The organism is Seohaeicola sp. 4SK31 (assembly GCF_028802875.1).
Taxonomy (GTDB): domain Bacteria; phylum Pseudomonadota; class Alphaproteobacteria; order Rhodobacterales; family Rhodobacteraceae; genus Seohaeicola.
This window is the reverse complement of the sequence record NZ_JARAMP010000017.1, coordinates 40,955-64,747: the sequence shown is the minus strand read 5'-3', so window position 1 is coordinate 64,747 and position 23,793 is coordinate 40,955. Positions and strand designations below refer to the sequence as shown.

Annotated in this window: 20 protein-coding genes; 11 read left to right on the top strand and 9 right to left on the bottom strand. The window is 64.4% G+C overall.

The genetic code is table 11. The features are described from left to right. The first annotated feature begins 123 nt into the window (after positions 1-123). The 3 genes from hemA to ispG all read left to right on the top strand — a co-directional run bounded on the left by hemA (position 124) and on the right by ispG (position 3,901). Complete coding sequence (gene hemA / locus PVW27_RS14790) at positions 124-1,347, top strand: 5-aminolevulinate synthase (protein ID WP_274559017.1); 1,224 nt, start codon at positions 124-126, stop codon at positions 1,345-1,347. A 113-nt stretch (positions 1,348-1,460) separates the two neighbouring features. After that, positions 1,461-2,678 (top strand): helix-turn-helix domain-containing protein, encoded by a 1,218-nt coding sequence (locus PVW27_RS14785; RefSeq protein ID WP_274558965.1) that lies wholly within the window; start codon positions 1,461-1,463, stop codon positions 2,676-2,678. Between the two features lie 83 nt (positions 2,679-2,761). Then, positions 2,762-3,901, top strand: coding sequence for a flavodoxin-dependent (E)-4-hydroxy-3-methylbut-2-enyl-diphosphate synthase (gene ispG / locus PVW27_RS14780; RefSeq protein ID WP_274558963.1), 1,140 nt, complete (start codon positions 2,762-2,764; stop codon positions 3,899-3,901). A 2-nt stretch (positions 3,902-3,903) separates the two neighbouring features. Here the strand turns inward: ispG and PVW27_RS14775 are convergent, their stop codons facing one another. Genes PVW27_RS14775 through PVW27_RS14765 form a run of 3 tightly spaced genes read right to left on the bottom strand, consistent with a single transcriptional unit; the run spans position 3,904 to position 6,508 of the window. After that, the gene (locus PVW27_RS14775) at positions 3,904-4,416 is read right to left on the bottom strand and encodes a hypothetical protein (RefSeq protein ID WP_274558961.1); all 513 of its coding nucleotides are present in this window, start codon (positions 4,414-4,416) and stop codon (positions 3,904-3,906) included. Beyond that, positions 4,413-5,174, bottom strand: coding sequence for a DsbA family protein (locus tag PVW27_RS14770; protein ID WP_274558959.1), 762 nt, complete (start codon positions 5,172-5,174; stop codon positions 4,413-4,415). The genes PVW27_RS14775 and PVW27_RS14770 overlap by 4 nt, the downstream gene beginning before the upstream one ends. Positions 5,175-5,179: 5 nt before the next feature. Further along, on the bottom strand, positions 5,180-6,508 hold the full coding sequence (locus PVW27_RS14765) for a M48 family metalloprotease (protein WP_274558958.1): 1,329 nt from the start codon (positions 6,506-6,508) through the stop codon (positions 5,180-5,182). Between the two features lie 58 nt (positions 6,509-6,566). Here PVW27_RS14765 and PVW27_RS14760 point away from each other — a divergent pair, with 58 nt between their 5' ends. From PVW27_RS14760 to PVW27_RS14735, 6 genes are all read left to right on the top strand, one after another. Next, complete coding sequence (locus PVW27_RS14760) at positions 6,567-7,712, top strand: pyridoxal phosphate-dependent aminotransferase (protein ID WP_274558956.1); 1,146 nt, start codon at positions 6,567-6,569, stop codon at positions 7,710-7,712. A 77-nt stretch (positions 7,713-7,789) separates the two neighbouring features. Next, positions 7,790-9,043: an N-acetylmuramoyl-L-alanine amidase gene (locus PVW27_RS14755; RefSeq protein ID WP_274558954.1), complete on the top strand. Its 1,254-nt coding sequence runs from the start codon at positions 7,790-7,792 to the stop codon at positions 9,041-9,043. 105 nt (positions 9,044-9,148) lie between these two features. Continuing rightward, positions 9,149-11,689 (top strand): penicillin-binding protein 1A, encoded by a 2,541-nt coding sequence (locus PVW27_RS14750; RefSeq protein ID WP_274558952.1) that lies wholly within the window; start codon positions 9,149-9,151, stop codon positions 11,687-11,689. A 108-nt stretch (positions 11,690-11,797) separates the two neighbouring features. Beyond that, positions 11,798-12,925 carry a peptide chain release factor 2 gene (gene prfB, locus PVW27_RS14745; protein ID WP_274558950.1) on the top strand — a complete coding sequence of 376 codons (1,128 nt, stop codon included), beginning with the start codon at positions 11,798-11,800 and terminating at the stop codon, positions 12,923-12,925. A gap of 69 nt (positions 12,926-12,994) precedes the next feature. Beyond that, positions 12,995-14,425, top strand: a complete 1,431-nt coding sequence (locus PVW27_RS14740; protein WP_274558948.1) for an amidase — start codon at positions 12,995-12,997, stop codon at positions 14,423-14,425. Positions 14,426-14,489: 64 nt separating this feature from the next. Then, complete coding sequence (locus PVW27_RS14735) at positions 14,490-15,263, top strand: DUF2189 domain-containing protein (protein WP_274558947.1); 774 nt, start codon at positions 14,490-14,492, stop codon at positions 15,261-15,263. 56 nt (positions 15,264-15,319) lie between these two features. Here the strand turns inward: PVW27_RS14735 and ilvN are convergent, their stop codons facing one another. The 6 genes from ilvN to PVW27_RS14705 form a co-directional block, all read right to left on the bottom strand. Continuing rightward, positions 15,320-15,883, bottom strand: a complete 564-nt coding sequence (gene ilvN / locus PVW27_RS14730; protein ID WP_274558945.1) for an acetolactate synthase small subunit — start codon at positions 15,881-15,883, stop codon at positions 15,320-15,322. 55 nt (positions 15,884-15,938) lie between these two features. Beyond that, positions 15,939-17,693: an acetolactate synthase 3 large subunit gene (locus tag PVW27_RS14725; protein WP_274558944.1), complete on the bottom strand. Its 1,755-nt coding sequence runs from the start codon at positions 17,691-17,693 to the stop codon at positions 15,939-15,941. A gap of 393 nt (positions 17,694-18,086) precedes the next feature. Continuing rightward, a complete protein-coding gene (locus tag PVW27_RS14720; RefSeq protein WP_274558943.1) occupies positions 18,087-18,908 on the bottom strand; it encodes an arginyltransferase in 822 nt (273 codons plus the stop codon). Positions 18,909-19,052: 144 nt separating this feature from the next. Then, positions 19,053-19,502 (bottom strand): RDD family protein, encoded by a 450-nt coding sequence (locus PVW27_RS14715; protein ID WP_274558941.1) that lies wholly within the window; start codon positions 19,500-19,502, stop codon positions 19,053-19,055. Positions 19,503-19,574: 72 nt separating this feature from the next. Then, positions 19,575-20,015 carry a DUF2852 domain-containing protein gene (locus PVW27_RS14710; protein ID WP_274558939.1) on the bottom strand — a complete coding sequence of 147 codons (441 nt, stop codon included), beginning with the start codon at positions 20,013-20,015 and terminating at the stop codon, positions 19,575-19,577. Positions 20,016-20,122: 107 nt separating this feature from the next. Next, on the bottom strand, positions 20,123-20,590 hold the full coding sequence (locus PVW27_RS14705) for a YbaK/EbsC family protein (RefSeq protein WP_274558937.1): 468 nt from the start codon (positions 20,588-20,590) through the stop codon (positions 20,123-20,125). 105 nt (positions 20,591-20,695) lie between these two features. Here PVW27_RS14705 and PVW27_RS14700 point away from each other — a divergent pair, with 105 nt between their 5' ends. Both PVW27_RS14700 and PVW27_RS14695 read left to right on the top strand, forming a co-directional pair. Further along, positions 20,696-23,497, top strand: a complete 2,802-nt coding sequence (locus PVW27_RS14700; protein WP_274558935.1) for a bifunctional [glutamine synthetase] adenylyltransferase/[glutamine synthetase]-adenylyl-L-tyrosine phosphorylase — start codon at positions 20,696-20,698, stop codon at positions 23,495-23,497. Continuing rightward, positions 23,494-23,766 (top strand): hypothetical protein, encoded by a 273-nt coding sequence (locus PVW27_RS14695; RefSeq protein ID WP_274558933.1) that lies wholly within the window; start codon positions 23,494-23,496, stop codon positions 23,764-23,766. The genes PVW27_RS14700 and PVW27_RS14695 overlap by 4 nt, the downstream gene beginning before the upstream one ends. Positions 23,767-23,793: the final 27 nt, after the last annotated feature.

Genomic DNA, 23,793 nt, shown 5'->3' with positions numbered 1-23,793 from the left:
GCAGCGGCAATTTGTAACCTGTTGCAGAGGTATGGATGAAACTATATCCATTCCAGATTGGCGATATGGGCCCGCGGGCCGCTCTGCCCCGGCGGAGACTGACGAAAAAGAAGGGGGATGCCAGTGGACTACTCAGCCCAGCTGGATCAGGCGATCAACAACCTGCACAAGGAAGGCCGCTACCGCACCTTCATCGACATCGAGCGTCAGCGCGGCCATTTTCCGCATGCGATCTGGCGCAAGCCCGATGGGTCGCAAGCCCCCATCACCGTCTGGTGCGGCAACGATTATCTGGGCATGGGCCAGCATCCGGCCGTCCTGGCCGCCATGCATGAGGCGCTGGATGCCACGGGCGCAGGGTCCGGCGGCACGCGCAACATCTCGGGCACGACGGTCTGGCACAAGCGTCTTGAGAAAGAGCTGGCTGACCTGCATGGCAAGGAAGCAGCGCTGCTGTTCACCTCGGCCTATATCGCGAATGACGCCACGCTCAGCACGCTGCCCAAGCTGTTTCCGGGTCTCATCATCTATTCCGATGCGCTCAATCACGCCTCGATGATCGAAGGCGTGCGCCGCAACGGCGGGCACAAGCGCATCTTCCGCCACAATGACGTGGCGCATCTGCGCGAATTGCTGGCGGCTGACGATCCCAAAGCCCCCAAGCTGATCGCATTCGAATCCGTCTACTCGATGGATGGCGATTTCGGCCCGATCGAGGCGATCTGCGATCTGGCCGATGAATTCGGCGCGCTGACCTATATCGACGAGGTGCATGCCGTGGGCATGTATGGCGCACGCGGGGCCGGTGTGGCGGAGCGCGACCGTCTGATGCACCGTCTGGACATCATCAACGGGACGCTGGCCAAGGCCTATGGCGTGATGGGTGGCTATATCGCGGCCAGTGCGAAAATGTGCGACGCGATCAGATCTTATGCGCCGGGCTTCATCTTCACCACCTCGCTGCCGCCGGCAATTGCGGCGGGGGCGGCGGCATCGGTCGCGCATCTGAAACGCGACCACGCCCTGCGCGAAAAGCACCAGACGCAGGCGAAGATCCTCAAGACCCGGCTCAAGGGTCTGGGCCTGCCGATCATCGACCACGGCAGCCATATCGTGCCCGTGATCGTGGGCGATCCCGTCCATACCAAGAAACTGTCGGACATGCTGCTGGACCGCTATGGGATCTATGTTCAGCCGATAAATTTTCCGACCGTGCCGCGCGGCACCGAACGGCTGCGTTTCACGCCCTCGCCGGTGCATGGGCCGGACGAAATGGACCGTCTGGTCAAGGCCATGGATGAACTTTGGTCGCATTGTGCGCTGAATCGCGCCGAATTGTCGGCGTGACTATCCTTCGAGTGTAAATCTGCTTGTGCTGTGTTACCGTTGGTTCAAGAAAGAGTGAGACTCGAATCGGGGATGGTGCGAGTCTGAAACCTCAAACTGACGGGGCAGCAGGTATGATCGGGCGCAGGTTCTCCCGAAAGGTGGAAGAGAAGGCGGTCGAACCTAAAGGGTTCGATGACTACGACCTGCGTCTGGGTGACCTGATGCGGGGCGAACGCGCGACGATGGGGAAATCCCTTCTGGACGTGCAACGCGAACTTCGCATCCGTGCCGCCTATATCGCCGCGATCGAGAATTGCGATCCCTCTGCCTTCGATACGCCCGGATTCATCGCGGGCTACGTGCGCTCTTACGCGCGCTACCTGAATATGGACCCCGACAAGGCCTTTGAGGCGTTCTGCGCCGAAAGCGGGTTTTCGACCGCGCATGGCATGTCGCCCTCGGCCTCCTCGGCCAAGCGCGCGCCCCTGCCGCGTCAGGTCAACAGCGCGCGCGATCCCTTTGCGGCGCCGACCACGCCCTTTGCCCCGGCCAAGGATGCCTTTTTCAGCCAGATCGAACCGCGCGCCATCGGATCGACCCTGGTGCTGCTGGCCCTGATCGGCACCATCGGCTATGGCGGCTGGGCCGTCCTGAACGAGGTGCAGCGCGTGACCTTTGCCCCGGTCGAAAACACACCCAGCGTGCTGTCCGATCTTGATCCCCTGCAGGCCCGTCCTGCGGCGGGGGCAGGGGATGCGGGCACGGCGCTGGCGGCTTCGGGTGTGACGCCGCCCACGAATGATGCGCTGACGCGGATGTATCGCCCGCAGGCGCTGGATGTGCCGGTGCTGGTCGCGCGGGATGCGCCGATCTCGACCCTTGATCCGTCCACCGTCGGTGCCTTCGCCGATCGCACCTCGGCCGAGGATCTGTCCGCCGGGATCGAAACCGCCCTCAACGAGGCGGTGCAGTTCGGCCCGCAGATGCCGCAGGTCGTCGCAGACCCCGCGCCGGGGGTCGAGATGGTCGCCGTGCGTTCGGCATGGGTGCGGGTGAATGCCGCCGACGGATCGGTGATTTTCGAAGGGATCATGGAAGCGGGCGACCGCTATGCCGTCCCGATGACGGAAGAGCCCGCCCTTTTGCGCGTCGGCGAATCCGGGTCCATCTATTTCACGGTGAATGGCCAGCATTACGGGCCTGTCGGCCCGCGCGGCACCGTCACGTCCAATGTCGCCCTGTCGGTCGACAATGTGACGGCCACCTATCAGGTGGCGGATCTGGAAACCGATGTGGATCTGGCCCGCACCGTGGCCGAAGTGCAATCCGTTCCGGTCACGACAGACTGATCCTGCGGCGATTGCAGCCCGGTCCGGCGCGCGATATGCTCGCCCCACAGATCGCGCCCAGATGACCCCAGCAGGAAACCCGCATGTCGCTCAATCACATCCGCCCCTGGCGCAACATCTATCGCCGCAAAAGCCGCATGATCCATGTGGGCCGCGTGGCTGTCGGGGGCGATGCGCCGATCTCGGTGCAGACGATGACCAACACGCTGACCACCGATGTGGCGGCGACCGTGGCTCAGATCAACGCGGCGGCCGAGGCGGGCGCGGATATCGTCCGCGTCTCCGTGCCGGATCAGGACAGCTCGCGCGCCCTGCGCCAGATCGTGCGCGAGGTCGATGTGCCCATCGTGGCCGACATCCATTTCCATTACAAACGCGGGATCGAAGCGGCCGAGGCCGGGGCCGCCTGCCTGCGCATCAACCCCGGCAATATCGGCGATGCCGCGCGCGTGCGCGAGGTGATCAAGGCCGCGCGCGACAACAACTGTTCGATCCGCATCGGCGTGAATGCAGGCTCGCTGGAAAAGCATCTGCTGGACAAATACGGCGAGCCTTGCCCCGATGCGATGGTGGAATCCGGCATGGATCACATCAAGATCCTGCAGGACAACGATTTTCACGAATTCAAGATCAGCGTGAAGGCGTCCGACGTCTTCATGGCCGCCGCCGCCTATCAGCAACTGGCCGAGGCGACGGATGCGCCCATCCATCTGGGCATCACCGAGGCGGGGGGATTCGTGTCCGGCACGATCAAATCGGCCATCGGTCTGGGCAACCTGTTGTGGATGGGCATTGGCGACACGATCCGCGTGTCCCTGTCCGCCGATCCGGTGCAGGAGGTCAAGGTCGGGTTCGAGATCCTGAAATCGCTGGGCCTGCGCCATCGCGGCGTCAACATCATCTCCTGCCCCTCCTGCGCGCGGCAGGGCTTTGACGTGATCAAGACGGTCGAGGTGCTGGAAAAGCGGCTGGAGCATATCAAGACGCCCATGAGCCTGAGCATCATCGGGTGCGTGGTGAACGGTCCGGGCGAGGCGCTGATGACCGATGTCGGTTTCACCGGCGGCGGGGCCGGGTCGGGCATGGTCTATCTGGCGGGCAAGCAAAGCCACAAGCTGGGCAATGACCAGATGATCGAGCATATCGTCGAACAGGTCGAGGCCCGCGCCGAAGCCATCGAGGCCGAGAAGAAGGTAGCCTCGGCGACGGAAGCCGCCGAATAAGCCTAGCGCGCCAGATAGCGTTCCAGCACCACGGGCGGGATGTGCCCCTGCAACATCATGTCGGGCAGGACATAGGCCGGGCTTTCCGTCAACTCCAGTGCCGCAGCCAGATCGCGCGCCTCTGTCTCTGACAAGGAAAACACCGAGACGCGCAGGTCATAAGTGGCCACCAGCGCCCGCAGGTCCGCTTCGGCCTGCGCGCAATCGGTGCAGTCGTCGCGGGTGAAGAACGCGATCTTCAGGGCAGCATCCGCCGCGCCGAACCCGTCGCGGCCCGGATCGAACAGGCGCGGGGCCAGTTGCGTCAGCCGGTCCATATCGGCCGAGACCGCCTCCTGAAAGGCCGAAGGCGGGGTCAGGGCGCGCTCCACGATTTCGGGTTCGGCCAAGAGCAGCGCCCGGATTTCCGCCCCCAGGGCCGCGCGGCTGTCCGCATCGAACAGCGGGTCTGCCTGCGCGCCATGGCCGCCCAGCACCAGCCCGCAGGCGACTGCCGTCAGAATACGCCGGTTCATTCCTGACGGGTCTGCGCCACCAAAGCCTGCATGTCGGCCAGCGGCATGTAGCCGCGCAGCATCTGATCGCCCAGAATGAAGGTGGGTGTTCCGCTGATCTGCAACCGCCCCGCCAGCGCGTGATTGGCCGCGATCACCTGCGTGACCTCTTCACTGGTCATCTGCGCCATGATGGCGGCGGCATCCAGGTCCAGATCGCCCGCGATCCGCTCCAGCGCCTCGGGGGTGATGTTTCCACGATAGCTGATCAGCGCATCATGCGCCGCCTTGTAGGCCTCATCGCCCGCGATCTGCTTGACCGCGATGGCAAACCGCGAGGACAGGACGGATTCCTCGCCCAGAATGGGGAATTCCTTGAGGATGAAGCGGATATTGCCATCCGCCTCCAGCAATTGTTCCACCTCGGGATGGGCGCGGCGGCAGAAGCTGCAACGGTAGTCGGTGAACTCGACCAGCGTGATATCGCCCTCGGGGTTGCCACCGACCCAGGAATGATCATCCTCGAAAATCGCCTCGGCATTGACCCGCACCAGATCGACATCGCCCTGCGCCTGTGCTTCGGCCTGCCGCTGCTCCAGCACGCTGACGGCCTCCATGATGACTTCGGGGTTGTCCAGCAGATACGAGCGGATCTCCTCGCGCAGGGCGGCGCGCTCGTCCTCGGTCATGCTGGTGATGTCGAAAGCCTGCGCCGGGGCGGTCAGCGCCATCAGGGACAGGGCAGCGCCCAACGTCACGGCGCGGAAGGGGTGGGTCATCAATCTCATCTCCGTTGTTTTGCGGCGGCTTCGGCGGCAAAGACCACATCCTGCGCACGATTGAAAGGGGCCGATCCGCGCGGCAAAAGGCCCAGGGCGCGGTTGGCATGGATCAGCGCATCGGGCAGGCGCCCCATCAGGGCGAAACGTTCCGCCGTGACCAGTGACGCCATGCCATCCTGCCCGGTCCTGGCATAGGCCACGGCCAGATCGCGCAGCATCATCGCGTTGCGGAAATCGCGGTCCCGCGCGGTGGTCAGCGCCTGCAACGCCGCCTTCGGTTGATCGGCGGCCAGCAGCGCACGACCATGACCTGCAAGGATCAGGGCGTTCTGTGGTGCCAGGGCCGCCGCCTGCTTGTAGGCATTGACCGCAGCACCGAACTGGCGGCTTTCCAGCAGGATCTGCCCGCGCAGGTCATGCACGAAAGGGTCCTTGGGCCGCATCGCGACCAGACGATCCACAGCGGCGATGGCCCGTGACGGGTCAGGGGTGCGGTGCCATGCCACCGCCTCGCGCATCAGGGCGATATCGGCCGTGCCGCTTTGATCCAGCCGGTCCAGCGTCCAGCGCGGCGCGCGCAGAAAGGCCGACAGCTTGCCGTTGATCCGGGCGAACCAGTATTGCGCGGCAGGGTCGGGCGTCACCTCGCCCCGGCGGGCCTGGATATAGGCTTCGACCGCGCGCAGACGGTCGCGCGACAGGGGATGGGTGCGCGCATAGGGGTCCTGTCGTCCCTCTGACAGCACTTCCTGCCCGCGAAACAGGTTCAGCACATCGGAGAAGCCGCGCGTGTCCACGCCCGCCCGTTCCATATAGCGCAGACCGTCGCTATCGGCGGCGGATTCCTCGGCCCGTGTATGGGACATGAACACGCGCCGTGCCGATCCGCCGATGCCCAGCCCCAGCCCCGCCGCCGCATCGCCACGCCCTGATGCCGCCGCCGCCGCCGCGGCCAGCGCCACGCCCAGACCCGAGATCGTATTGGCGCGGGCCATGTTCTGGCTGCGCCGGGCCATATGGCCATTGGCGATATGCGCCGCCTCATGCGCGATGACCGATTGCAGCATCGCGGCGGTCTTCATCCGCAAGAGCAGGCCCGAATGGATGAAGATATGGTTATTGTCCAGAACGAAGGCGTTCATCGTATCGTCCTGAATGATCAGGACTTTCACGGAATTGGGCGACAGCCCCGCCGTCTGGAGGATGGGGCGCGCCAGTTCGGACAGGGCATGTTCGATATCGGCATCGCGGATCAGGGTTGCAGCCCCGGCCTGCAGGGTCATGGCCAGCCACAGCAGCGCCGCCATGAAAAGATGTCCCAGCCTCTGCATTGACCTGCCCGTCGTTTCCCTGTGAATTGCGCCTCGACACGAGCATAGGGAAGAAGACATGCGAAACTCAAGGCGCGGGGCGGTCGATCCCTTCATTGTGATGGATGTGATGGAAGCGGCTCGCGCCGCCGAGGCCGCAGGCCGCCACATCATCCATATGGAGGTGGGCCAGCCCGGCACGCCCGCACCGCAGGGCGCACGCGACGCATTGGCCCGCACGATGGACAGCGATGCGCTGGGATATACCGTGGCACTGGGGCTTCCCGCGCTGCGCGCCCGCATCGCGCAGCTTTACGGGGAATGGTATGGCGTCGATCTGGACCCCGCGCGGGTTGTGGTCACATCCGGATCGTCCGGCGCCTTCATCCTCGCCTTCACGGCCCTGTTCGACAGCGGCGACAAGGTCGGCATCGGCGCGCCTGGCTATCCCAGCTATCGCCAGATTCTGCGCGCTTTGGGCATGCAACCCGTCGATCTGCCCACCTCCGCCGCCAACCGCTTTCAGCCGGTTGCGGCGGATTTCGCGGGCATGGACCTGGCCGGGCTGATGGTTGCATCCCCCGCCAATCCCACCGGCACCATGCTGGACAAACCCGCCCTGTCCGCGCTGATCCACGCCGCCCAAGGGGCAGGGGCCGCCTTCATCAGCGACGAGATCTATCACGGCATCGAATACGAGGCGAAGGCCGTGACCGCGCTGGAGGTCAGCGACGATGTCTATGTGATCAACTCGTTTTCCAAGTATTTCAGCATGACGGGCTGGCGCGTGGGCTGGATGGTGGTGCCGCCCGATCATGTGCGCATCATCGAGCGGATCGCGCAGAACATGTTCATCTGCCCGCCCCATGCCAGCCAGATCGCCGCCTTGGCCGCGATGGAATGCACCGATGAATTGCAGGCGAATATGGCAGTTTATCGCGAGAATCGCCGCCTGATGCTGGAAGGTCTGCCAAAGGCGGGCTTTGATCGCATCGCGCCGCCAGACGGGGCCTTCTACGTCTATGCCGATGTCAGTCATCTGACCGATGACAGCCGTGCCTTTGCCGCCGAAATCCTTGAAACGGCTGGAGTGGCCGTGACGCCCGGTCTGGATTTCGACCCCGCGCGCGGGGGAGGCACGCTGCGGTTCTCCTATGCTCGCGCCACGGCCGATATTGTTGAGGGGCTGGCCCGGTTGCAGAAGTTCATGGCGGCGCGCGGCTGAGAGCCCGCGCGCATTTCGCCGGGTGCATCGCCGTGTCGGGTGATATATCCTGCCCCTAAACAGCCGGAACGAGGCGCATGAGCAGACTAGTAAGGCTGGTTGCAGCGGTTGCGCTGCTATGGGGGGTCGGGCTTGCCGCTGCGGCACAGGGCCAATCCGCCGATTTCAGCGCCGTGGCGCGGGTCGATGCCGCCCAAAGCGGGTTGCGGCAGGGAGAGGGCGGCTTGACGCTGGATCTCGCGCTCTCGCAGGGCGTGCCCTACCGCGCCTATACGTTGGACGCCGGAGGCGATGTGCCCCGCCGTCTGGTTCTCGATTTCCGCGAGGTGGACTGGCAGGGCCTGACTCCGGAGGCTTTGGGGCGGGCCGAGGCCATCAGTGGCCTGCGCTTTGGCGCGGTGCGGCCGGGCTGGTCACGTATGGTGCTGGATCTGGCACGGCCCATGGTGCTGGATCAGGCGGGCATGGCACTCGACCCGACCACCGGCACCGCGCGGCTCCATGTGGTGTTGCGCGCAGCCTCACCCGAGGAATTCGCCGCCCGCGCCGGAGCACCGCGCGACCCGTCCTTCGATCTGCCCCCGCCCGAGGTCCTGCCGGACACACCCCCGGCCCGCGTGGGCGAGGGGCCGCTTGTTGTGGTGCTGGACCCCGGTCATGGCGGCATTGATCCGGGGGCCGAACGTGACGGGCTGTCCGAAAAGGACCTGATGCTGACCTTCGCCCGCGAATTGCAGGAGGTGCTGCTGCGGGATGGCAACTTCAAGGTAGTGCTGACGCGGACCGATGACAGTTTCGTCTCGCTGGACCGGCGTGTGGATCTGGCCCATGCGGCGGGGGGGCAGATCTTCATATCGCTGCATGCCGATGCCCTGTCCGAAGGGCAGGCCCATGGCGCGACCATGTATCTTCTGTCCGACAGCGCCTCGGACGCGGCCTCGGCCTCTCTGGCGGAACGGCATGACCGCGACGATCTGCTGGCGGGCATCGACCTGACCGGGCAGGATGATCAGGTGGCCGGTATCCTGATGGATCTGGCCCGGCAGGAAACCAAGCCGCGGGCCGAACGTCTGGCGCAGGCACTGGTGGCGGAGATTGGCGCGGCGGACCTGCCGATCAACAGCCGCCCCATCCGGCGCGCGGCCTTTTCGGTGCTGCGCGCGCCGGATATTCCGTCGGTCCTGCTGGAAGTGGGGTTTCTGTCCAGCAAACGCGATCTCGCGAATCTGCGTGACCCGGACTGGCGTCTGCGCATGGCCGAGGCGATCCGCGAGGGCCTGTCCCTCTGGGTGGCCGAAGATGCGGTGCTCTCGGATCTGGTGCGCCAGTAGCGGCGAGCCGGACCGGGCAAAACCCCGCCGGCGGTCGCGGGTTCTTGTTTTGACCCTGCCGCCCGCGCAGCGTATAGAGTCGGGCGACATGTTCAGAGGCGCCGCGTGATCAGATTCATTCTCTCGACCCTAGGCGGGTTTTTCACCTTTGTGACGCTCGGTGTGTTCGCCGTGGCGATCAGCATCGGCGCGGTCTTCTACATCTATGGCCGTGACCTGCCCAGCCACGAGTCGCTGGCGCAATACACGCCGCCCACGATCAGCCGGATCTATTCGGCCGAAGGCCGGATCATCGACGAATTCGCCAAGGAACGGCGCCTGTTCACCCCGGCGGCCGAAATCCCCGATCTGGTGAAACAGGCGTTCATTTCGGCCGAGGACAAGAATTTCTACAACCACAAAGGCTATGACGCGCGCGGCATCGCGGCGGCGGCCTATGACGCGATTGCCTCGCGCGGGCAGGACGTGCGCGGCGCGTCCACGATCACCCAGCAGGTGATGAAGAACTTTCTTCTGGGCGGCGAACGCGCGGCGGAACGCAAGATCAAGGAGATCATCCTGGCCACCCGGCTTGAGGAAACGCTCAGCAAGGACCGCATCCTTGAGCTTTACCTGAACGAGATTTTCCTTGGCCAGAACTCCTATGGCGTGACGGCAGCGGCGCTGACCTATTTCAACAAGCCCCTGCGCGATCTGGCCCCGCATGAGGCGGCGTTCCTCGCCTCGCTGCCCAAAGCTCCCTCGGATTATCATCCCGTCCGTCGGGCGGATCGCTTGCTGGCGCGGCGCAACTTCGTGCTGCGCGAAATGAACGAGAACGGCTATCTGACCGATGCGGAATACGAGGCCGAGGTCGCGATGCCGCTGCGCTCGGTGCAGGCGGGCGATTTCGAAACCTTCCGCTCGGCCCTGCCGCCGCGCGACTATTTCACCGACGAGATTCGCCGCCAGTTGTCACTGGATTTCGGCGAGGAAGAGTTCTTCTCGGGCGGCATGACCGTGCGCGCCACCATCGACCCCGAAATGCAGGTGGAGGCGGCCAAGGCGATGCGCCGGGCGCTGGAGGATTACGACCGCGAGGGGGGGATCTGGCGCGGTACAGGGCGCAAGCTGACAGCGGAAGAGCTGTCGGACTGGCGCGAGGCGCTGGCGCGGGCCGAGGTGCCGCGCGACATCGACCTGAACGGCCAGTGGTTCCCCGCCGTCGTGCTGGAGGTTGCCGGGAGCGAGGCGCGTCTGGGCATCGAAGGGCAGGATGGCGAGGATCACGTGATCTCGGCCACGGATGTCACGTGGGCGCGCAAGCGGCTGGAGAACGGCACTCTGGGCCGCCGCGCGCAGGTGCCCGGCGATCTGGTCGAAAAGGGTGATGTCGTTCTTGTGCGCGCCATCACCGAAGATGGCAGCGACAGGTTTGTCCGCTGGAGCCTGCGTCAGGTGCCCGAGGTGCAGGGCGGTTTCATGGCCATGGACGTCAATACCGGCCGTGTCATCGCCATGCAGGGCGGGTTCAGCTATCAGGATTCGGTCTTCAACCGCGCCACGCAGGCGCGCCGTCAGCCCGGTTCCAGTTTCAAGCCTTTCGTCTATGCCGCTGCATTGGACAGCGGCTATAGCCCCGCCACGATCGTGGTGGACGCGCCCATCGAGATCAACACGCCGCAGGGTCTGTGGCGGCCGCGCAACTCCTCGAACCAGTTCTACGGGCCAACCCCGCTGCGCACCGGCATCGAGATGTCCCGCAACCTGATGACCATCCGTCTGGCGCAGGAAGTGGGCATGGATATCGTGGCCGAATATGCCGAGAAATTCGGCGTCTATGACAATATGGGCCGCTTCCTTGCCAACTCGCTGGGGTCCGAGGAAACCACGCTGTTCCAGATGGTCGCCGCCTATGCGATGTTCGCCAATGGCGGAGAGCGTGTGCAGCCCACATTGGTGGACCGCGTGCAGGACCGCTATGGCCGCACCATCTATCGCCATGATCAGCGCAACTGCGTCGATTGCCTTGTGCCCGGTCTGGCCCCCGGCGAGGCGCCCCGGATCGACAGCAATCGCGAACGGGTGATGAACGCGATCACCGCCTATCAGCTGACCTCGATGATGACCGGTGTGGTCGAACGCGGCACGGCCGCGCGCACCGTCGGGCTGGACGTGCCCGTGGCGGGCAAGACCGGCACGACCAATGATTCCAAGGATGTCTGGTTCGTCGGCTTCACCAGCAATATCGTGGCGGGCTGCTATATCGGCTATGACCAGCCCCGCCCTCTGGGCCGCGGCGCCTCGGGCGGCGGCATGTGCGGCCCTGTGTTTCAGGAGTTCATGAAGAAGGCCACGGCGAAATATGGCGGCGGACCCTTCGCCATTCCGCCGGGCGGGCGCTTCATCAAGATCGACCGTTTCACAGGCGCGCGGCTGTCGGATGACGCCACCGGCGATTATGTGGTGGCCGAATATTTCCGCGACGGCGAAGAGCCGATCTTTGGCGTGATGTATGACGGTGGCTTTGCCATGGGATCGAACCTGCCCTTGGTGCAGGAAGCGGGCGCGCGTCTGGGCCGCGAGGTGACAACCTCGACCGGCAGCACCGCCACGGTCGGACCCAAGGCCGATTTCGGCACCGTCTCGTCAGGCGGGCTTTATTAGGGCAGGCTTTACTGACGATAGCCCGCCCGCTTGCCCCGCAGCCCTTGCTGGTCTATCACGCGGGGCGATCATCCGATCCCATCCTTGATCCATCCAGCAGGAAGACCCATGCGCGCCGAGGTTCAGAACACGATTGCCGAGATCCAGAAATCGCTGGAGTTGCTGCGCCAGCGCATGGACTGGGAGATGGCCCCCCACCGGCTTGAGGAATTCAACGCCCGTGTCGAGGACCCGACGCTCTGGAACGATCCCGAAAAGGCGCAGGCCCTGATGCGGGACCGCCAGAACCTTGTCGATGCCATCGGCACCGTGACGGGCATCGCGCAGGAATTGCAGGACAATATCGACCTGATCGAACTGGGCGAGATGGAAGACGATGCCGAAGTCGTCAAGGAGGCCGAAGCCGCGCTGAAGGCGCTCAAGGTCAAGGCCGCCGAAAAGGAACTGGAAGCCCTGCTGGACGGCGAGGCGGATGGCAATGATGCGTTCCTTGAAATCAACGCAGGCGCGGGCGGCACGGAAAGCTGCGACTGGGCCAGCATCCTTGCGCGCATGTATGTCCGCTGGGCCGAGCGCAAGGGCTACAAGGTCGAGATGCAGGCCCAAAGCCCCGGCGAAGAGGCAGGGATCAAATCGGTCGTCTACAAGATCTCGGGCCACAATGCCTATGGCTGGATGAAATCGGAATCGGGCGTGCATCGCCTTGTCCGCATCAGCCCCTATGACAGCGCCGCAAGGCGGCACACGTCCTTCTCCTCGGTCTGGGTCTATCCCGTGGTGGATGACAATATCGAAATCGAAGTGGCCCCGAACGACATCCGCATCGACACCTACCGGTCCTCCGGTGCGGGCGGGCAGCACGTGAACACCACCGACTCGGCGGTGCGGATCACGCACCTGCCGACAGGCATCGTTGTGACCAGTTCGGAAAAGTCGCAGCACCAGAACCGCGACATCGCCATGAAGGCGCTGAAATCGCGGCTTTATCAACTGGAACTGGACAAGCGCAATGCCGCCATCAACGAGGCGCATGCCGCCAAGGGCGAGGCGGGCTGGGGCAACCAGATCCGGTCTTACGTCCTGCAACCCTATCAGATGGTCAAGGACCTGCGCACCGGGTTTGAAACATCCGATACCCAAGGCGTGCTGGACGGCGATCTGGACGGGCTGATGGCCGCGACGCTGGCCATGGACGTGTCCGGCAAATCCCGCGCCGAAGCGCAGGCCGCCGACTGAATTCCGCTTGATCCCCGGACGGTTATCTGACGAAACTGCCCCCGACACCGGGGCAGGGAGGGATGACCTATGGACGATCTGATGAACCGCGACGCGCTGGAGCTGTCGTCGATGCTGGAGACGCGCCAGATCAGCGCGGCCGAGCTGATGCAGGCCACGCTGGACCAGATCGACCGGGTGAATCCCGACATCAACGCCGTGGTCAGTCTGCGTGACCCCGATACGCTGATGGCCGAGGCGAAGGCCGCCGACAACGCGCCCCGCAAGGGCTGGCTGCACGGCATCCCCTTGGCGGTCAAGGATCTGGCCGATGTGGCGGGCATTCCCACCTCGATGGGCTCGCCTGCCTTTGCCGATTTCGTGCCCAAGGCCGATTGCGGCATGGTCGCGCGGATGCGTGCGGCGGGGGGGCTGTTCATCGGCAAGACGAACACCCCCGAATTCGGGCTGGGCAGCCATACCTTCAACCCCGTGCATGGCGCGACACTGAACCCCTATGACTCGACCCGCACCGTGGGCGGATCGTCCGGTGGGGCGGCGGCGGCGCTGGCGGCGCGGATGCTGTCGGTCACGGACGGGTCGGACATGATGGGTTCACTGCGCAACCCTGCGGGCTGGTGCAATGTCTATGGCATGCGCCCCAGCTGGGGCCGTATCCCCGCCGATCCGGTGGGCGATACCTTCCTGCACCCCTTGGCCACCCTTGGGCCGATGGCGCGCAGCCCGCGCGACATGGCCGCGCTGTTGGAGGTGCAGGCCGGACCCGACCCCCGCGTGCCCTTCGGCCTGCCGAAAGCCGGGTATCTGGACGGGATCGACGCGGATGTGAAAGGCCGCCGCATCGGATATCTTGCCGATTGGGGCGGGGCCTATGCGATGGAGGAGGGCGTCCTGGATCTGGTGGGCAGCGCCGTGCAGGGCTTTGCCGATCTTGGTTGCACCGTCGAGGCTGTCGATGCCCCCTTCAGCGCGGCCGAGATCTGGGACAGCTGGCTTACCCTGCGCGCCTTCGCCAATGCCGGGCGGCTGGATCCGCTTTATTCCGACCCAGCCAAGCGCAAACTCCTGAAACCCGAAGCGATCTGGGAGATCGAAACCGGCCTTGCCCTGACGCCGATGCAGATCCAGCGCGCCAGCGTGATCCGGTCGCGCTGGTATGCGCGCGCGGCCGAACTGTTCGAGACCTATGATGCGCTGGTGCTGCCCTCGGCGCAGCTGTGGCCCTTTGCCGTCGATCTGGACTGGCCGAAAGAAATCGCAGGCCAGCAGATGGACACCTATCACCGCTGGATGGAGGTGGTGATTCCCGTCAGCCTGATCGGCCTTCCTGCTGTCTGCGTGCCCGCAGGTTTCGGCGCGCAAGGCACGCCGGGGGCGGGCCTGCCGATGGGGATGCAGCTGTTCGGGCGGCATGGCGATGATGCGGGTCTGTTGCAACTGGCACAGGCCTGGCACCGCGCCACCGACTGGCCGAACACGCGCCCGCCGCAGCTGTCCTGAGGCTTGCTTTTCCCCGCGTTTGCGCGTCTCATCCGCGAGAACCGGAATGTGACGGGGAGGGACCATGCCGGATACACCCAAGGAAGGGCTGCCCGAAATCGGATCGGTCAGCCTTGCGATGTTGTCCGAGGCGTTGCGGCGCGGCTGGGCCGACATGCGCCGCGCGCCGCTCTACGGGCTTTTCTTCGCCTCGGTCTATGTCGCGCTGGGGCTTGTGCTGGCATGGATTACATGGGTCACGGGCAAGACCTATTGGCTGGTCTTTGCAGCAGTCGGTTTTCCGCTGGTCGGCCCCTTTGCCGCCGTGGGGCTTTACGATGTCAGCCGCAGGCTGGAGCAGGGACGCACGCTGGTGATGTCGGAAATCCTCAGCGTGGTCTTGCGCCAATCACGGCGACAACTTCCCTCGATCTGCGCGATCATCATCATGGTCTTTCTGTTCTGGTTCTTTCTGGCCCACATGATCTTTGCCCTGTTCATGGGCCTGTCCACGATGACCAATATATCAAGCTCTTTCGGGGTGTTCCTGACACCCAACGGCCTTGCGATGCTGGCGGTCGGCACGGTGGTCGGCGGCATCTTTGCGCTGTTGCTCTATATGATCACGGTGATCGCCCTTCCTCTGCTGCTGGAGCGTGAGGTGGATTTCGTCACCGCGATGATCACCAGTTTCCAGATCGTCACCGCCAATCCGGTGCCGATGCTGGCATGGGCCGCACTGATCGCCATGCTGACCTTCGCCGCCCTGATTCCGGCCTTTCTGGGCCTGTTTCTGGTGCTGCCGCTGCTGGGCCATGCCACATGGCACCTTTATAGGTTGGTGACAGTCGAGGCATGAAAAAAAGGCGCGACACCAAAAGGTTGTCGCGCCTTCCTGAAGTTTAGGATAAAGTTTCAGACAGTCCCGCGCGACAATGCCGCCACGCCGGTCCGCGCCACTTCCTGCAATCCAAGGGGGCGCATCAGTTCCGCAAACGCGTCGATCTTTTCCGGCGCGCCGGTGATCTCGAACACGAAACTGGTCAGCGTGCTGTCCACCACATTGGCGCGGAAGATATCGGCCAGACGCAGCGCCTCGACCCGCTTGTCACCGGTGCCCGCCACCTTGAACAGCGCCAGTTCACGCTCGACCGCCGCGCCCTCGACCGTCAGGTCATGCACCTCATGCACGGGCACGATGCGGCCCAGCTGCGCCTTGATCTGCTCGATCACCTGCGGCGTGCCGGTGGTCACGATGGTGATCCGGCTCAGATGCCCGGTATGGTCGATCTCGGCCACGGTCAGGCTTTCGATATTGTAACCGCGCCCCGAGAACAGGCCGATCACGCGGGCCAGAACGCCCGCCTCGTTATCGACGATCACCGCCAGCGTGTGACGCTCCTCGACATCCGAGAATGTTGACCGCAGGTTATAGGCCGAATGGCTGGTCGCGCCCTTCTTGATCTGTAGTGCAGACATGGTCTTGGTCCTTTGATGATGTCCGGGTCGGTGGGGTCGGTCCTGCGGGGCAGGGTCAGACCATCACCGCCCCTTTCGCGCCGATCACATCCTTGGTCGATGCATCGCCCAGCAGCATTTCGTTGTGAGCCTTGCCCGAGGGGATCATGGGGAAGCAGTTCTCGTGCTTTTCCACCAGACAGTCAAAGATCACCGGCCCGTCGTAATTGATCATCTCCATGATCGCATCGTCCAGATCATCGGCATCGGTGCACAGAATGCCCTTGGCCCCGAAAGCCTCGGCCAGTTTCACGAAATCGGGCAGGGATTCCGACCAGCTATGCGAATAGCGCTGGCCATGCAGCAATTCCTGCCACTGGCGCACCATGCCAAGGCGTTCGTTGTTCAGGATGAACTGCTTGACGGGCAGGTTGAACTGCATCGCCGTGCCCATTTCCTGCATGTTCATCAGCCACGACGCTTCGCCTGCCACGTTGATCACCAGCGCATCGGGATGCGCCATCTGCACACCGATCGAGGCCGGGAAGCCATAGCCCATCGTGCCCAGACCGCCCGATGTCATCCAGCGGTTCGGCCCCTCGAAATTCAGGTATTGCGCCGCCCACATCTGATGCTGGCCCACTTCGGTGCAGATATAGCGGTCATAGGTCTTGGTCAGCTCTTCCAGACGTTTCAGCGCATATTGCGGCTTGATGACCTTGCCCTTCTGCTCGAACTTCAGGCAATCAACCTTGCGCCATTCATTGATCTGGGTCCACCACTTGGCCAGACCTTCCTTGTTGGTCTTGCGCCCGCGCGCCTTCCAGATCTTGAGCATATCCTCCAGCACATGGGCCACATCGCCCACGATGGGGATATCGACGCGTATCACCTTGTTGATGGACGACGGATCAATGTCGATATGCGCCTTCTTGGAATTGGGGCTGAACGCATCCACGCGCCCCGTGATCCGGTCGTCGAAGCGCGCGCCGATGTTGATCATCAGATCGCAGCCATGCATGGCCATGTTCGCCTCATAAAGCCCGTGCATCCCCAGCATGCCCAGCCAATGCTTGCCCGATGCGGGGTAGGCGCCCAGACCCATCAGGGTCGAGGTGATGGGAAAGCCTGTCGCCTCGACCAACTCGCGCAGAAGCTGGCTGGCGGCAGGGCCCGAGTTGATGACGCCGCCGCCGGTATAGAAGATGGGGCGCTTTGCCGTCTCCAGCGCGGCCACCAATGCGGTGATCGCGTCCAGATCGCCCTTGACCTGCGGCTGATAGCGGCGCGAGCCGCCCTTTTGCGGCGCGTGATAGGTGCCGGATGCGAATTGTACATCCTTGGGAATATCCACCAGCACCGGGCCGGGGCGGCCGGTCATGGCGACGTGAAACGCCTCATGCAGCACGGTGGACAGTTTCTCGGTGTCCTTGACCAGCCAGTTATGCTTGGTGCAGGGCCGCGTGATGCCGACGGTATCGGCCTCCTGAAAGGCATCATTGCCGATCATGAAGGTCGGCACCTGTCCGGTCAGCACGACAATCGGAATGCTGTCCATCAGCGCATCGGTCAGACCCGTCACCGCATTGGTCGCTCCGGGGCCCGAAGTCACCAGCACCACACCGGGCTTGCCGGTTGCGCGCGCATAGCCCTCGGCCGCATGGACCGCGCCCTGTTCATGCCGCACCAGAATGTGCTGGATCTCGTTCTGCTGAAAGATCTCGTCGTAAATCGGTAGCACGGCGCCGCCGGGATATCCGAATACGACGTCCACACCCTGATCCTTGAGGGCCTGAACCACCATTCTCGCTCCGGTCATCTGACGTGTCATGTGCTTTGCTCCGTTGTCGACGTCATCCATTCGCATAAAAAAGCCCCCGATTTTGTCGGGGGCGCATGGGGTACCTTTTGGGTGTCCGTTACCGGCCCATGCGCCATGTCCTTACGATGATCACGAGACGTGTCATAGCCGGGTGGGCTCCTTCTTGCGTGGCAGGACATTATGAGTGCTGCACGGCAGCGTCAACCGCCATTTCGGTGAATTTAATGTCGCGGGCGCGATTATTTTTGTATCTTTATTACGTTTCGGGGGCTTGAAACGTCAGGAAAGCAATTATGACCGGCGAAATCCGGCCAAAGACGGACATCCGGGGCGGATGCGACCGGGCAGGGCGGTTGACTTTGGGTCAGGAAAGAGGGGCGGGCCCGCACAAGGGCCGGGCCGTCAGGACCGCGCGGGCACCGATCCGGGCAGCGAGATATTGGCCACCTGTTCGGCAATCGGATCGGTGGACAGCGGGTGCATCTCGGCGGTGTAATCGGCCGGATCGCGCATCTTCTGCCACTTGCCGCCGACATAAAGTTCCAGCCCAGAAAACTTGGCCTTGTAGCCCATCTTGGGCGAGCCCGGCACCCAATAACCCAGATAGACGTAAGGCAGACCGGCCTCTTGCGCGATGCGGATATGATCAAGGATGATATAGGTGCCCAGACTGTCGCCGGGGCGGTCCGGCTGATAGAAGGAATAGACCATGCTGACCCCGTCATCCAGAACGTCGGTCAGGCAGACGGCGGTCAGGTCGCGGCTTTGCGTGTCATGATATTCGATCACGCGGGTGCGGATCGGCGTCTCCTCGATCATCGCGGCGAATTCGAACACATCCATATCGGCCATGCCGCCATCGGCGTGGCGGCTGTCCAGATAGCGGCGGAACAGGTCATACTGGTCCTCGGTCGCCCAGGGGCTGGTCGCGCGGCGGTCCAGCCTTGCATTGCGGCGGATCGTGCGCTTCTGGCTGCGCGACGGGGTGAAATCCGCCACGCGGATCCGCGCCGAAAGGCAGGCCGCGCAATCCGAACAGGACGGGCGATACAGCACGTTCTGCGAGCGGCGGAATCCCTGCTTGGACAGGCTGTCATTCAGCCGTTCCGCGCCCTCTCCCTGCAAGGCCGTGAACAGCTTGCGCTCCATGCGCCCGTCAAGATAGGGGCATGGCTGCGGGGCCGTCACATAGAATTGCGGCGCAATGGGCAGGGTGTGGCGCATGATGTCCCTTGAGGCGGTTCTGAGCGGACGATAGCAACGAAGTCTCCATCCGCCAAGAGTTGAATAAATACCGCGTTAATGTGGCGCGCGATGCAGGGCCAGGCGCGCCATGAACAGCCCCCGGGATCAGGGCGTGGCCGCGGATCAGAAGGCCGCAGCCCGGTTCAGCGCGACCGTGCCCAGCAGATGATCGGTCAGGCCCTGTTTGCGCGCCGTGGTCAGCATCAGAATGATCGACACCACCTGCAACAGCGGCATCGCGAACGAGATCGACAGACCCAGCGTATGCGCGACCGCCAGTCCCAGACCGAACCTTTCGCCATTCGCGGCGCGGAACTCGATCGCCATCAGGCGCATCCCCCAAGTGGCGGACCGGTTGGTGATGGTGATCACCCGATAGGCAAAGCCCACAGCCAGCATCAGCAGCGGAAAGAAGAACAGCCCCGTAAAGGCGGTGAAGGGCACGATCAGCAGGCTGATCAGCGCGATCAGCACGGTATCGGCAAGCCAGGCCACCAGCCGCTTCATCGGCACATCGGCATAGAATTCGGCTTGCATCTCCGGGTCGGGCAGGTGGGATATGAAAGGGCTCATCTGTCTCTCGTACTGGGAATGGGTCATGGATGCCGCAGGTTCATGCTGCGGCATCCGGCTGTCATGTGGCGCTCAGGCCTGGTCGCGGTCGCTTGTGTCATCCGCGCCGGGGGCGCTGGCCTTGCGGGCGCGGTCCGCCATGAAATCGTCGAACTCGGCCTTGTCCTTGGCCTCGCGCAGACGTTGCAGGAAGGCTTCGAAGCTGTGCTGCTCCTCCTCCAGACGGCGCAGGGTTTCGGCCTTGTAGCTGTCAAAGGCCGAATTGCCCGAGGATTGCATCACCGAGAACCCCTGACGGGCCATCGAACGGTTGCGGCAGGATTTGCTGAACATGCGCTTACTCCAGATCATATAGGCCAGAATGGCAAGGCCAACCGGCCAGACAAAGATGAAACCCAGGACCATGACGGCGATCCAGGCACCTTTGCCCTTGTGATCAAGCCAGGCCTCGGCACGGGACAGCCAGCCCATCGGCTGCGCAGAAGGGGCGGCATAAGGCATTGTCGTATTCATCGGACACTCCGTTGCAGGGTTGATGTAAATCGTCTTCACATCACCAAGATCGGAATGGCGAGGCCCGCTTGCAAGGGGCTATGTAAAAGAAATTTACATTAAATGAATCACGCCGTGAAATCAGCCAGTTGCGCCCCCGTCAAGCGGTGCAGATCGGCGGGCGCGATGGGAAAGATATGATGCGGCGTGCCTGCGGCGGCCCAGATCACGTCAAATTCCATCAGGCGCGGATCCAGAAAGGCGTGGATCGGGTTCAGATGCCCCACAGGGGCCACGCCCCCGATGGCGAATCCGGTCTGCGCCCGGATCAGATCGGCATCCGCCTTGCCCAGCGGTTCTCCGGCCACGGCGCTGGCACGGGCCGTATCGACCTGATTGCCCCCTGCGGTCAGGAACAGCACCGCGCGGCCACTGTCCTGCCCGGCAAAGATGATGGACTTGGCGATCTGGTCGATGGCGCAGCCCGCCACGGCGGCGGCCTGAGCGGCGGTGCGCGCCTCACCCAATGCATGGATATCGGCGGGAAGCCCTGCTGCCTCCAATGCGCGGCGCACGCGGGCCATGCTCTTGCTCATCCTCGGGTCCTCCGCTTGGGGTCGCGTTTTGCGGCACAATTGCAAAGCCTTGTGCGATTGACCAGCCACTTGACCCTGTCGCGGCGCTGATATCAAGCTGCGCCCATGTCCATTGCACACCGCCTGACCCGCCTGCCACATCCATACGACCCTGACCGGGGGGCCGAGGCCCGCGCCGCCGTGCCCGATGCGCAGGGCGATATCGCCCGTCTGATCGAAGGGACGGGGGGATGCAGCCCCTATTTGAAAACCCTGATCGAGCGGGAAGCGGCGTGGATCATGCCCGCGCTGGACGATCCCGAGGGCGCGCTGACCGCGCTGCACCACGATCTGTCCCAGACCGCGCCCGATGCGCTGGCCGATGCGCTGCGTCAGGGCAAGCGCCGCGTGGCTCTGCTGACCGCGCTGGCCGATCTGTCGGGCGCGTGGTCCCTGGAAGAGGTGACAGGCGCGCTCACCCGTTTTGCCGATCTGGCCTGCCAGCTTGCCCTGCGCGCCGCGATCGGCGCCGAGATCAAACGCGGCAAACTGCCGGGGGCCACCGAGGATGATGCCGAAACCGGCGGCGGGCTGGTGGCGCTGGCCATGGGCAAGATGGGCGCCTATGAGCTGAACTACTCTTCGGATATCGACCTGATCTGCCTGTTCGACGAGACGCGCTTCACCCCCGACGATTATCACGAGGCGCGCGCCTCGCTGATCCGGGCCACGCGCAAGATGGCGGCGCTGCTGAACGACAATACCGCGCAGGGCTATGTCTTTCGCACCGACCTGCGCCTGCGCCCCGATCCGGCCGTCACCCCGGTCTGCATGGCGATGGAAGCGGCAGAACGCTATTACGAAAGCCTTGGCCGCACATGGGAACGCGCCGCCTATATAAAGGCGCGCCCCTCGGCGGGTGATCTGGCAGCGGGCGAGCGGTTCCTGAAAACCCTGCGCCCCTTCGTCTGGCGCAAGCATCTGGATTTTGCGGCCATTCAGGACGCCCATGACATGCGCCTGCGCATCCGCGCGCACAAGGGGCTGGGCGGGCCGGTGGTGCTGACCGATCACAACATGAAACTGGGACGCGGCGGCATCCGCGAGATCGAGTTCTTCACCCAGACCCGCCAGATCATCGCCGGTGGCCGCGACCCAGACTTGCGGGTGCGCGGCACGGTCGAGGGTCTGGCCGTTCTGGCGCGCAAGGGCTGGATTCCCGATGACGTGGCCCATACCCTGACGGGCCATTACCGCGCCCATCGCGAGGTCGAGCATCGCCTGCAGATGATCAACGATGCCCAGACCCACAGCCTGCCGCGCAGCGACGAGGGGTTTGCCCGGCTGGCCGCCTTCATGGGCATGGAACAGACCGCTCTCGAAGCCGATCTGAAATCCCGCATCAGTGAAGTGCATGACCTGACCGAAGGCTTCTTCGCCGGCAGCGGCATCACCCCCTCGCCGCAGGTCTCTGCCGAGGTGGCCGACACGCTGGATACTGAAGTGACCAGCCGCTGGCGCAGCTATCCCGCGCTGCGTTCGGCCCGCGCGGTCGAGATCTTTCAGCGCCTGCGCCCCGAGATCCTGTCCCGCCTCGCCCGCGCCGCCAAACCTGACGAGGCGCTTCTGGCCTTCGACGGTTTCCTGTCGGGCCTGCCTGCGGGGGTGCAGCTTTTCTCGCTGTTCGACGTCAACCCGCAACTGATCGACCTGCTGGTGGATATCGTGGGCAGTTCGCCCGCGCTGGCGCAGCATCTGTCGCGCAATTCGGGTGTGTTCGATGCGGTGATCGGCGGCGGCTTCTTCGCGCCATGGCCGGGGATGGAGGCGCTGCGGGACGAGTTGTCGGCCCGGCTCGAGGGCGAGGCCGATTACGAGCGCAAGCTGGATGCCGCGCGCCGCTGGGCCAAGGAATGGCATTTCCGCATCGGTGTGCATCACCTGCGCGGCCTGATCGACGCCGAGGCCGCAGGCCCCCAATATGCCGATCTGGCCGAGGCGGTCCTGCGCGCGCTCTGGCCCGTGGTGGTGGCGCAATTCGCGGCCAAACACGGCACCCCGCCGGGGCGCGGCGCCATGGTGCTGGGCATGGGCTCGCTGGGGGCAGGGCGGCTCAACGCGACCTCGGATCTGGACCTGATCGTGATCTATGATGCGGACGGGGTCGAAAATTCGGATGGCCGCCGCCCGCTCGCGGCCCGGCCCTATTTCGCCCGCCTTACACAGGCGATGGTCACGGCGCTGACGGCACCCATGGCCGAAGGCAAGCTCTATGAGGTCGACATGCGCCTGCGCCCCTCGGGCACGCAGGGGCCGGTGGCGACCAGCCTGACCAGTTTCCGCGACTACCAGATGAACGAAGCCTGGATCTGGGAACACCTCGCCCTGACCCGCGCGCGCGCCGTGGCGGGCGAGGCCGCGCTGGCCGAGGATGTCGAGGCGGTCCGGCAAGCCGTGCTGGCACGCGGCCATCCCCGCGACAAGATTATCGAGGATGTCGCCGCCATGCGCGCCCGGATCGCGGCGGCGAAATCGGCCGAAGGTCCGTGGGACGCCAAGCTGGGGCCGGGCCGGCTGCAGGATGTGGAACTGATCGGTCAGGCGGGCAGCCTCATGGCGGGGTCCACCGACAGGCAGGCGCGTGCCGGATTGCGGGCCGCTGTCGCCTGCGGCTGGCTGGATGACGCCACTGGCGCAGCGCTGACCGAGGCCTATCTGCTGTTCTGGCACTTGCAGCTTGTCTCCAAGCTGTTGAGCGACAAGCCGCTTGATCCCGCGGGGATCGGCGAGGGAGGATGCCGGATGCTGCTGCGCGAAACTGGGTTCGAAACGCTGGAAGGTCTTGAGGCCGCGCTGGTCGAGGTGGCGGCCGGGGCCGATGCCGCGATCCATGCCGCCCTTGGCACCGGGTCAGGGGAGGCCCTATGAAAAAGGGCACGCCCGAAGACCCCAAGGGTCTGATCTCGGAAGCCTACCGGATCGAGGGGATCACGGCGGGCGAATGCCGCACGATCTTTCTGGATTGGGCGCTCAGCCTGCCGGACGGGGCCGACAGCCGCGCCGTGCTGGCGGTGCTGGTGGACCGCTATGCCACGGATGCGCCGGATCATCCGATGACGCAGGTGATGTGCGAAGGCTTGCAGGCCATGACCCGCACCGGGCGGCGCGGCGGCTGGCGGTCGCGTCCGCGCGACTGACCGGCGCATCCGGGCAAAGATCTGAAC

What these genes read in the sequence shown, in the direction of transcription:
- PVW27_RS14785 (WP_274558965.1), top strand. Translation starts at nt 1,461, where the DNA reads ATGATCGGGCGCAGGTTCTCCCGAAAGGTGGAAGAGAAGGCGGTCGAA.
- ispG (WP_274558963.1), top strand. Translation starts at nt 2,762, where the DNA reads ATGTCGCTCAATCACATCCGCCCCTGGCGCAACATCTATCGCCGCAAA.
- PVW27_RS14775 (WP_274558961.1), bottom strand. Translation starts at nt 4,416, where the DNA reads ATGAACCGGCGTATTCTGACGGCAGTCGCCTGCGGGCTGGTGCTGGGC.
- PVW27_RS14770 (WP_274558959.1), bottom strand. Translation starts at nt 5,174, where the DNA reads ATGACCCACCCCTTCCGCGCCGTGACGTTGGGCGCTGCCCTGTCCCTG.
- PVW27_RS14765 (WP_274558958.1), bottom strand. Translation starts at nt 6,508, where the DNA reads ATGCAGAGGCTGGGACATCTTTTCATGGCGGCGCTGCTGTGGCTGGCC.
- PVW27_RS14760 (WP_274558956.1), top strand. Translation starts at nt 6,567, where the DNA reads ATGCGAAACTCAAGGCGCGGGGCGGTCGATCCCTTCATTGTGATGGAT.
- PVW27_RS14755 (WP_274558954.1), top strand. Translation starts at nt 7,790, where the DNA reads ATGAGCAGACTAGTAAGGCTGGTTGCAGCGGTTGCGCTGCTATGGGGG.
- prfB (WP_274558950.1), top strand. Translation starts at nt 11,798, where the DNA reads ATGCGCGCCGAGGTTCAGAACACGATTGCCGAGATCCAGAAATCGCTG.
- PVW27_RS14740 (WP_274558948.1), top strand. Translation starts at nt 12,995, where the DNA reads ATGGACGATCTGATGAACCGCGACGCGCTGGAGCTGTCGTCGATGCTG.
- PVW27_RS14735 (WP_274558947.1), top strand. Translation starts at nt 14,490, where the DNA reads ATGCCGGATACACCCAAGGAAGGGCTGCCCGAAATCGGATCGGTCAGC.
- ilvN (WP_274558945.1), bottom strand. Translation starts at nt 15,883, where the DNA reads ATGTCTGCACTACAGATCAAGAAGGGCGCGACCAGCCATTCGGCCTAT.
- PVW27_RS14725 (WP_274558944.1), bottom strand. Translation starts at nt 17,693, where the DNA reads ATGACACGTCAGATGACCGGAGCGAGAATGGTGGTTCAGGCCCTCAAG.
- PVW27_RS14720 (WP_274558943.1), bottom strand. Translation starts at nt 18,908, where the DNA reads ATGCGCCACACCCTGCCCATTGCGCCGCAATTCTATGTGACGGCCCCG.
- PVW27_RS14715 (WP_274558941.1), bottom strand. Translation starts at nt 19,502, where the DNA reads ATGAGCCCTTTCATATCCCACCTGCCCGACCCGGAGATGCAAGCCGAA.
- PVW27_RS14710 (WP_274558939.1), bottom strand. Translation starts at nt 20,015, where the DNA reads ATGAATACGACAATGCCTTATGCCGCCCCTTCTGCGCAGCCGATGGGC.
- PVW27_RS14705 (WP_274558937.1), bottom strand. Translation starts at nt 20,590, where the DNA reads ATGAGCAAGAGCATGGCCCGCGTGCGCCGCGCATTGGAGGCAGCAGGG.
- PVW27_RS14700 (WP_274558935.1), top strand. Translation starts at nt 20,696, where the DNA reads ATGTCCATTGCACACCGCCTGACCCGCCTGCCACATCCATACGACCCT.
- PVW27_RS14695 (WP_274558933.1), top strand. Translation starts at nt 23,494, where the DNA reads ATGAAAAAGGGCACGCCCGAAGACCCCAAGGGTCTGATCTCGGAAGCC.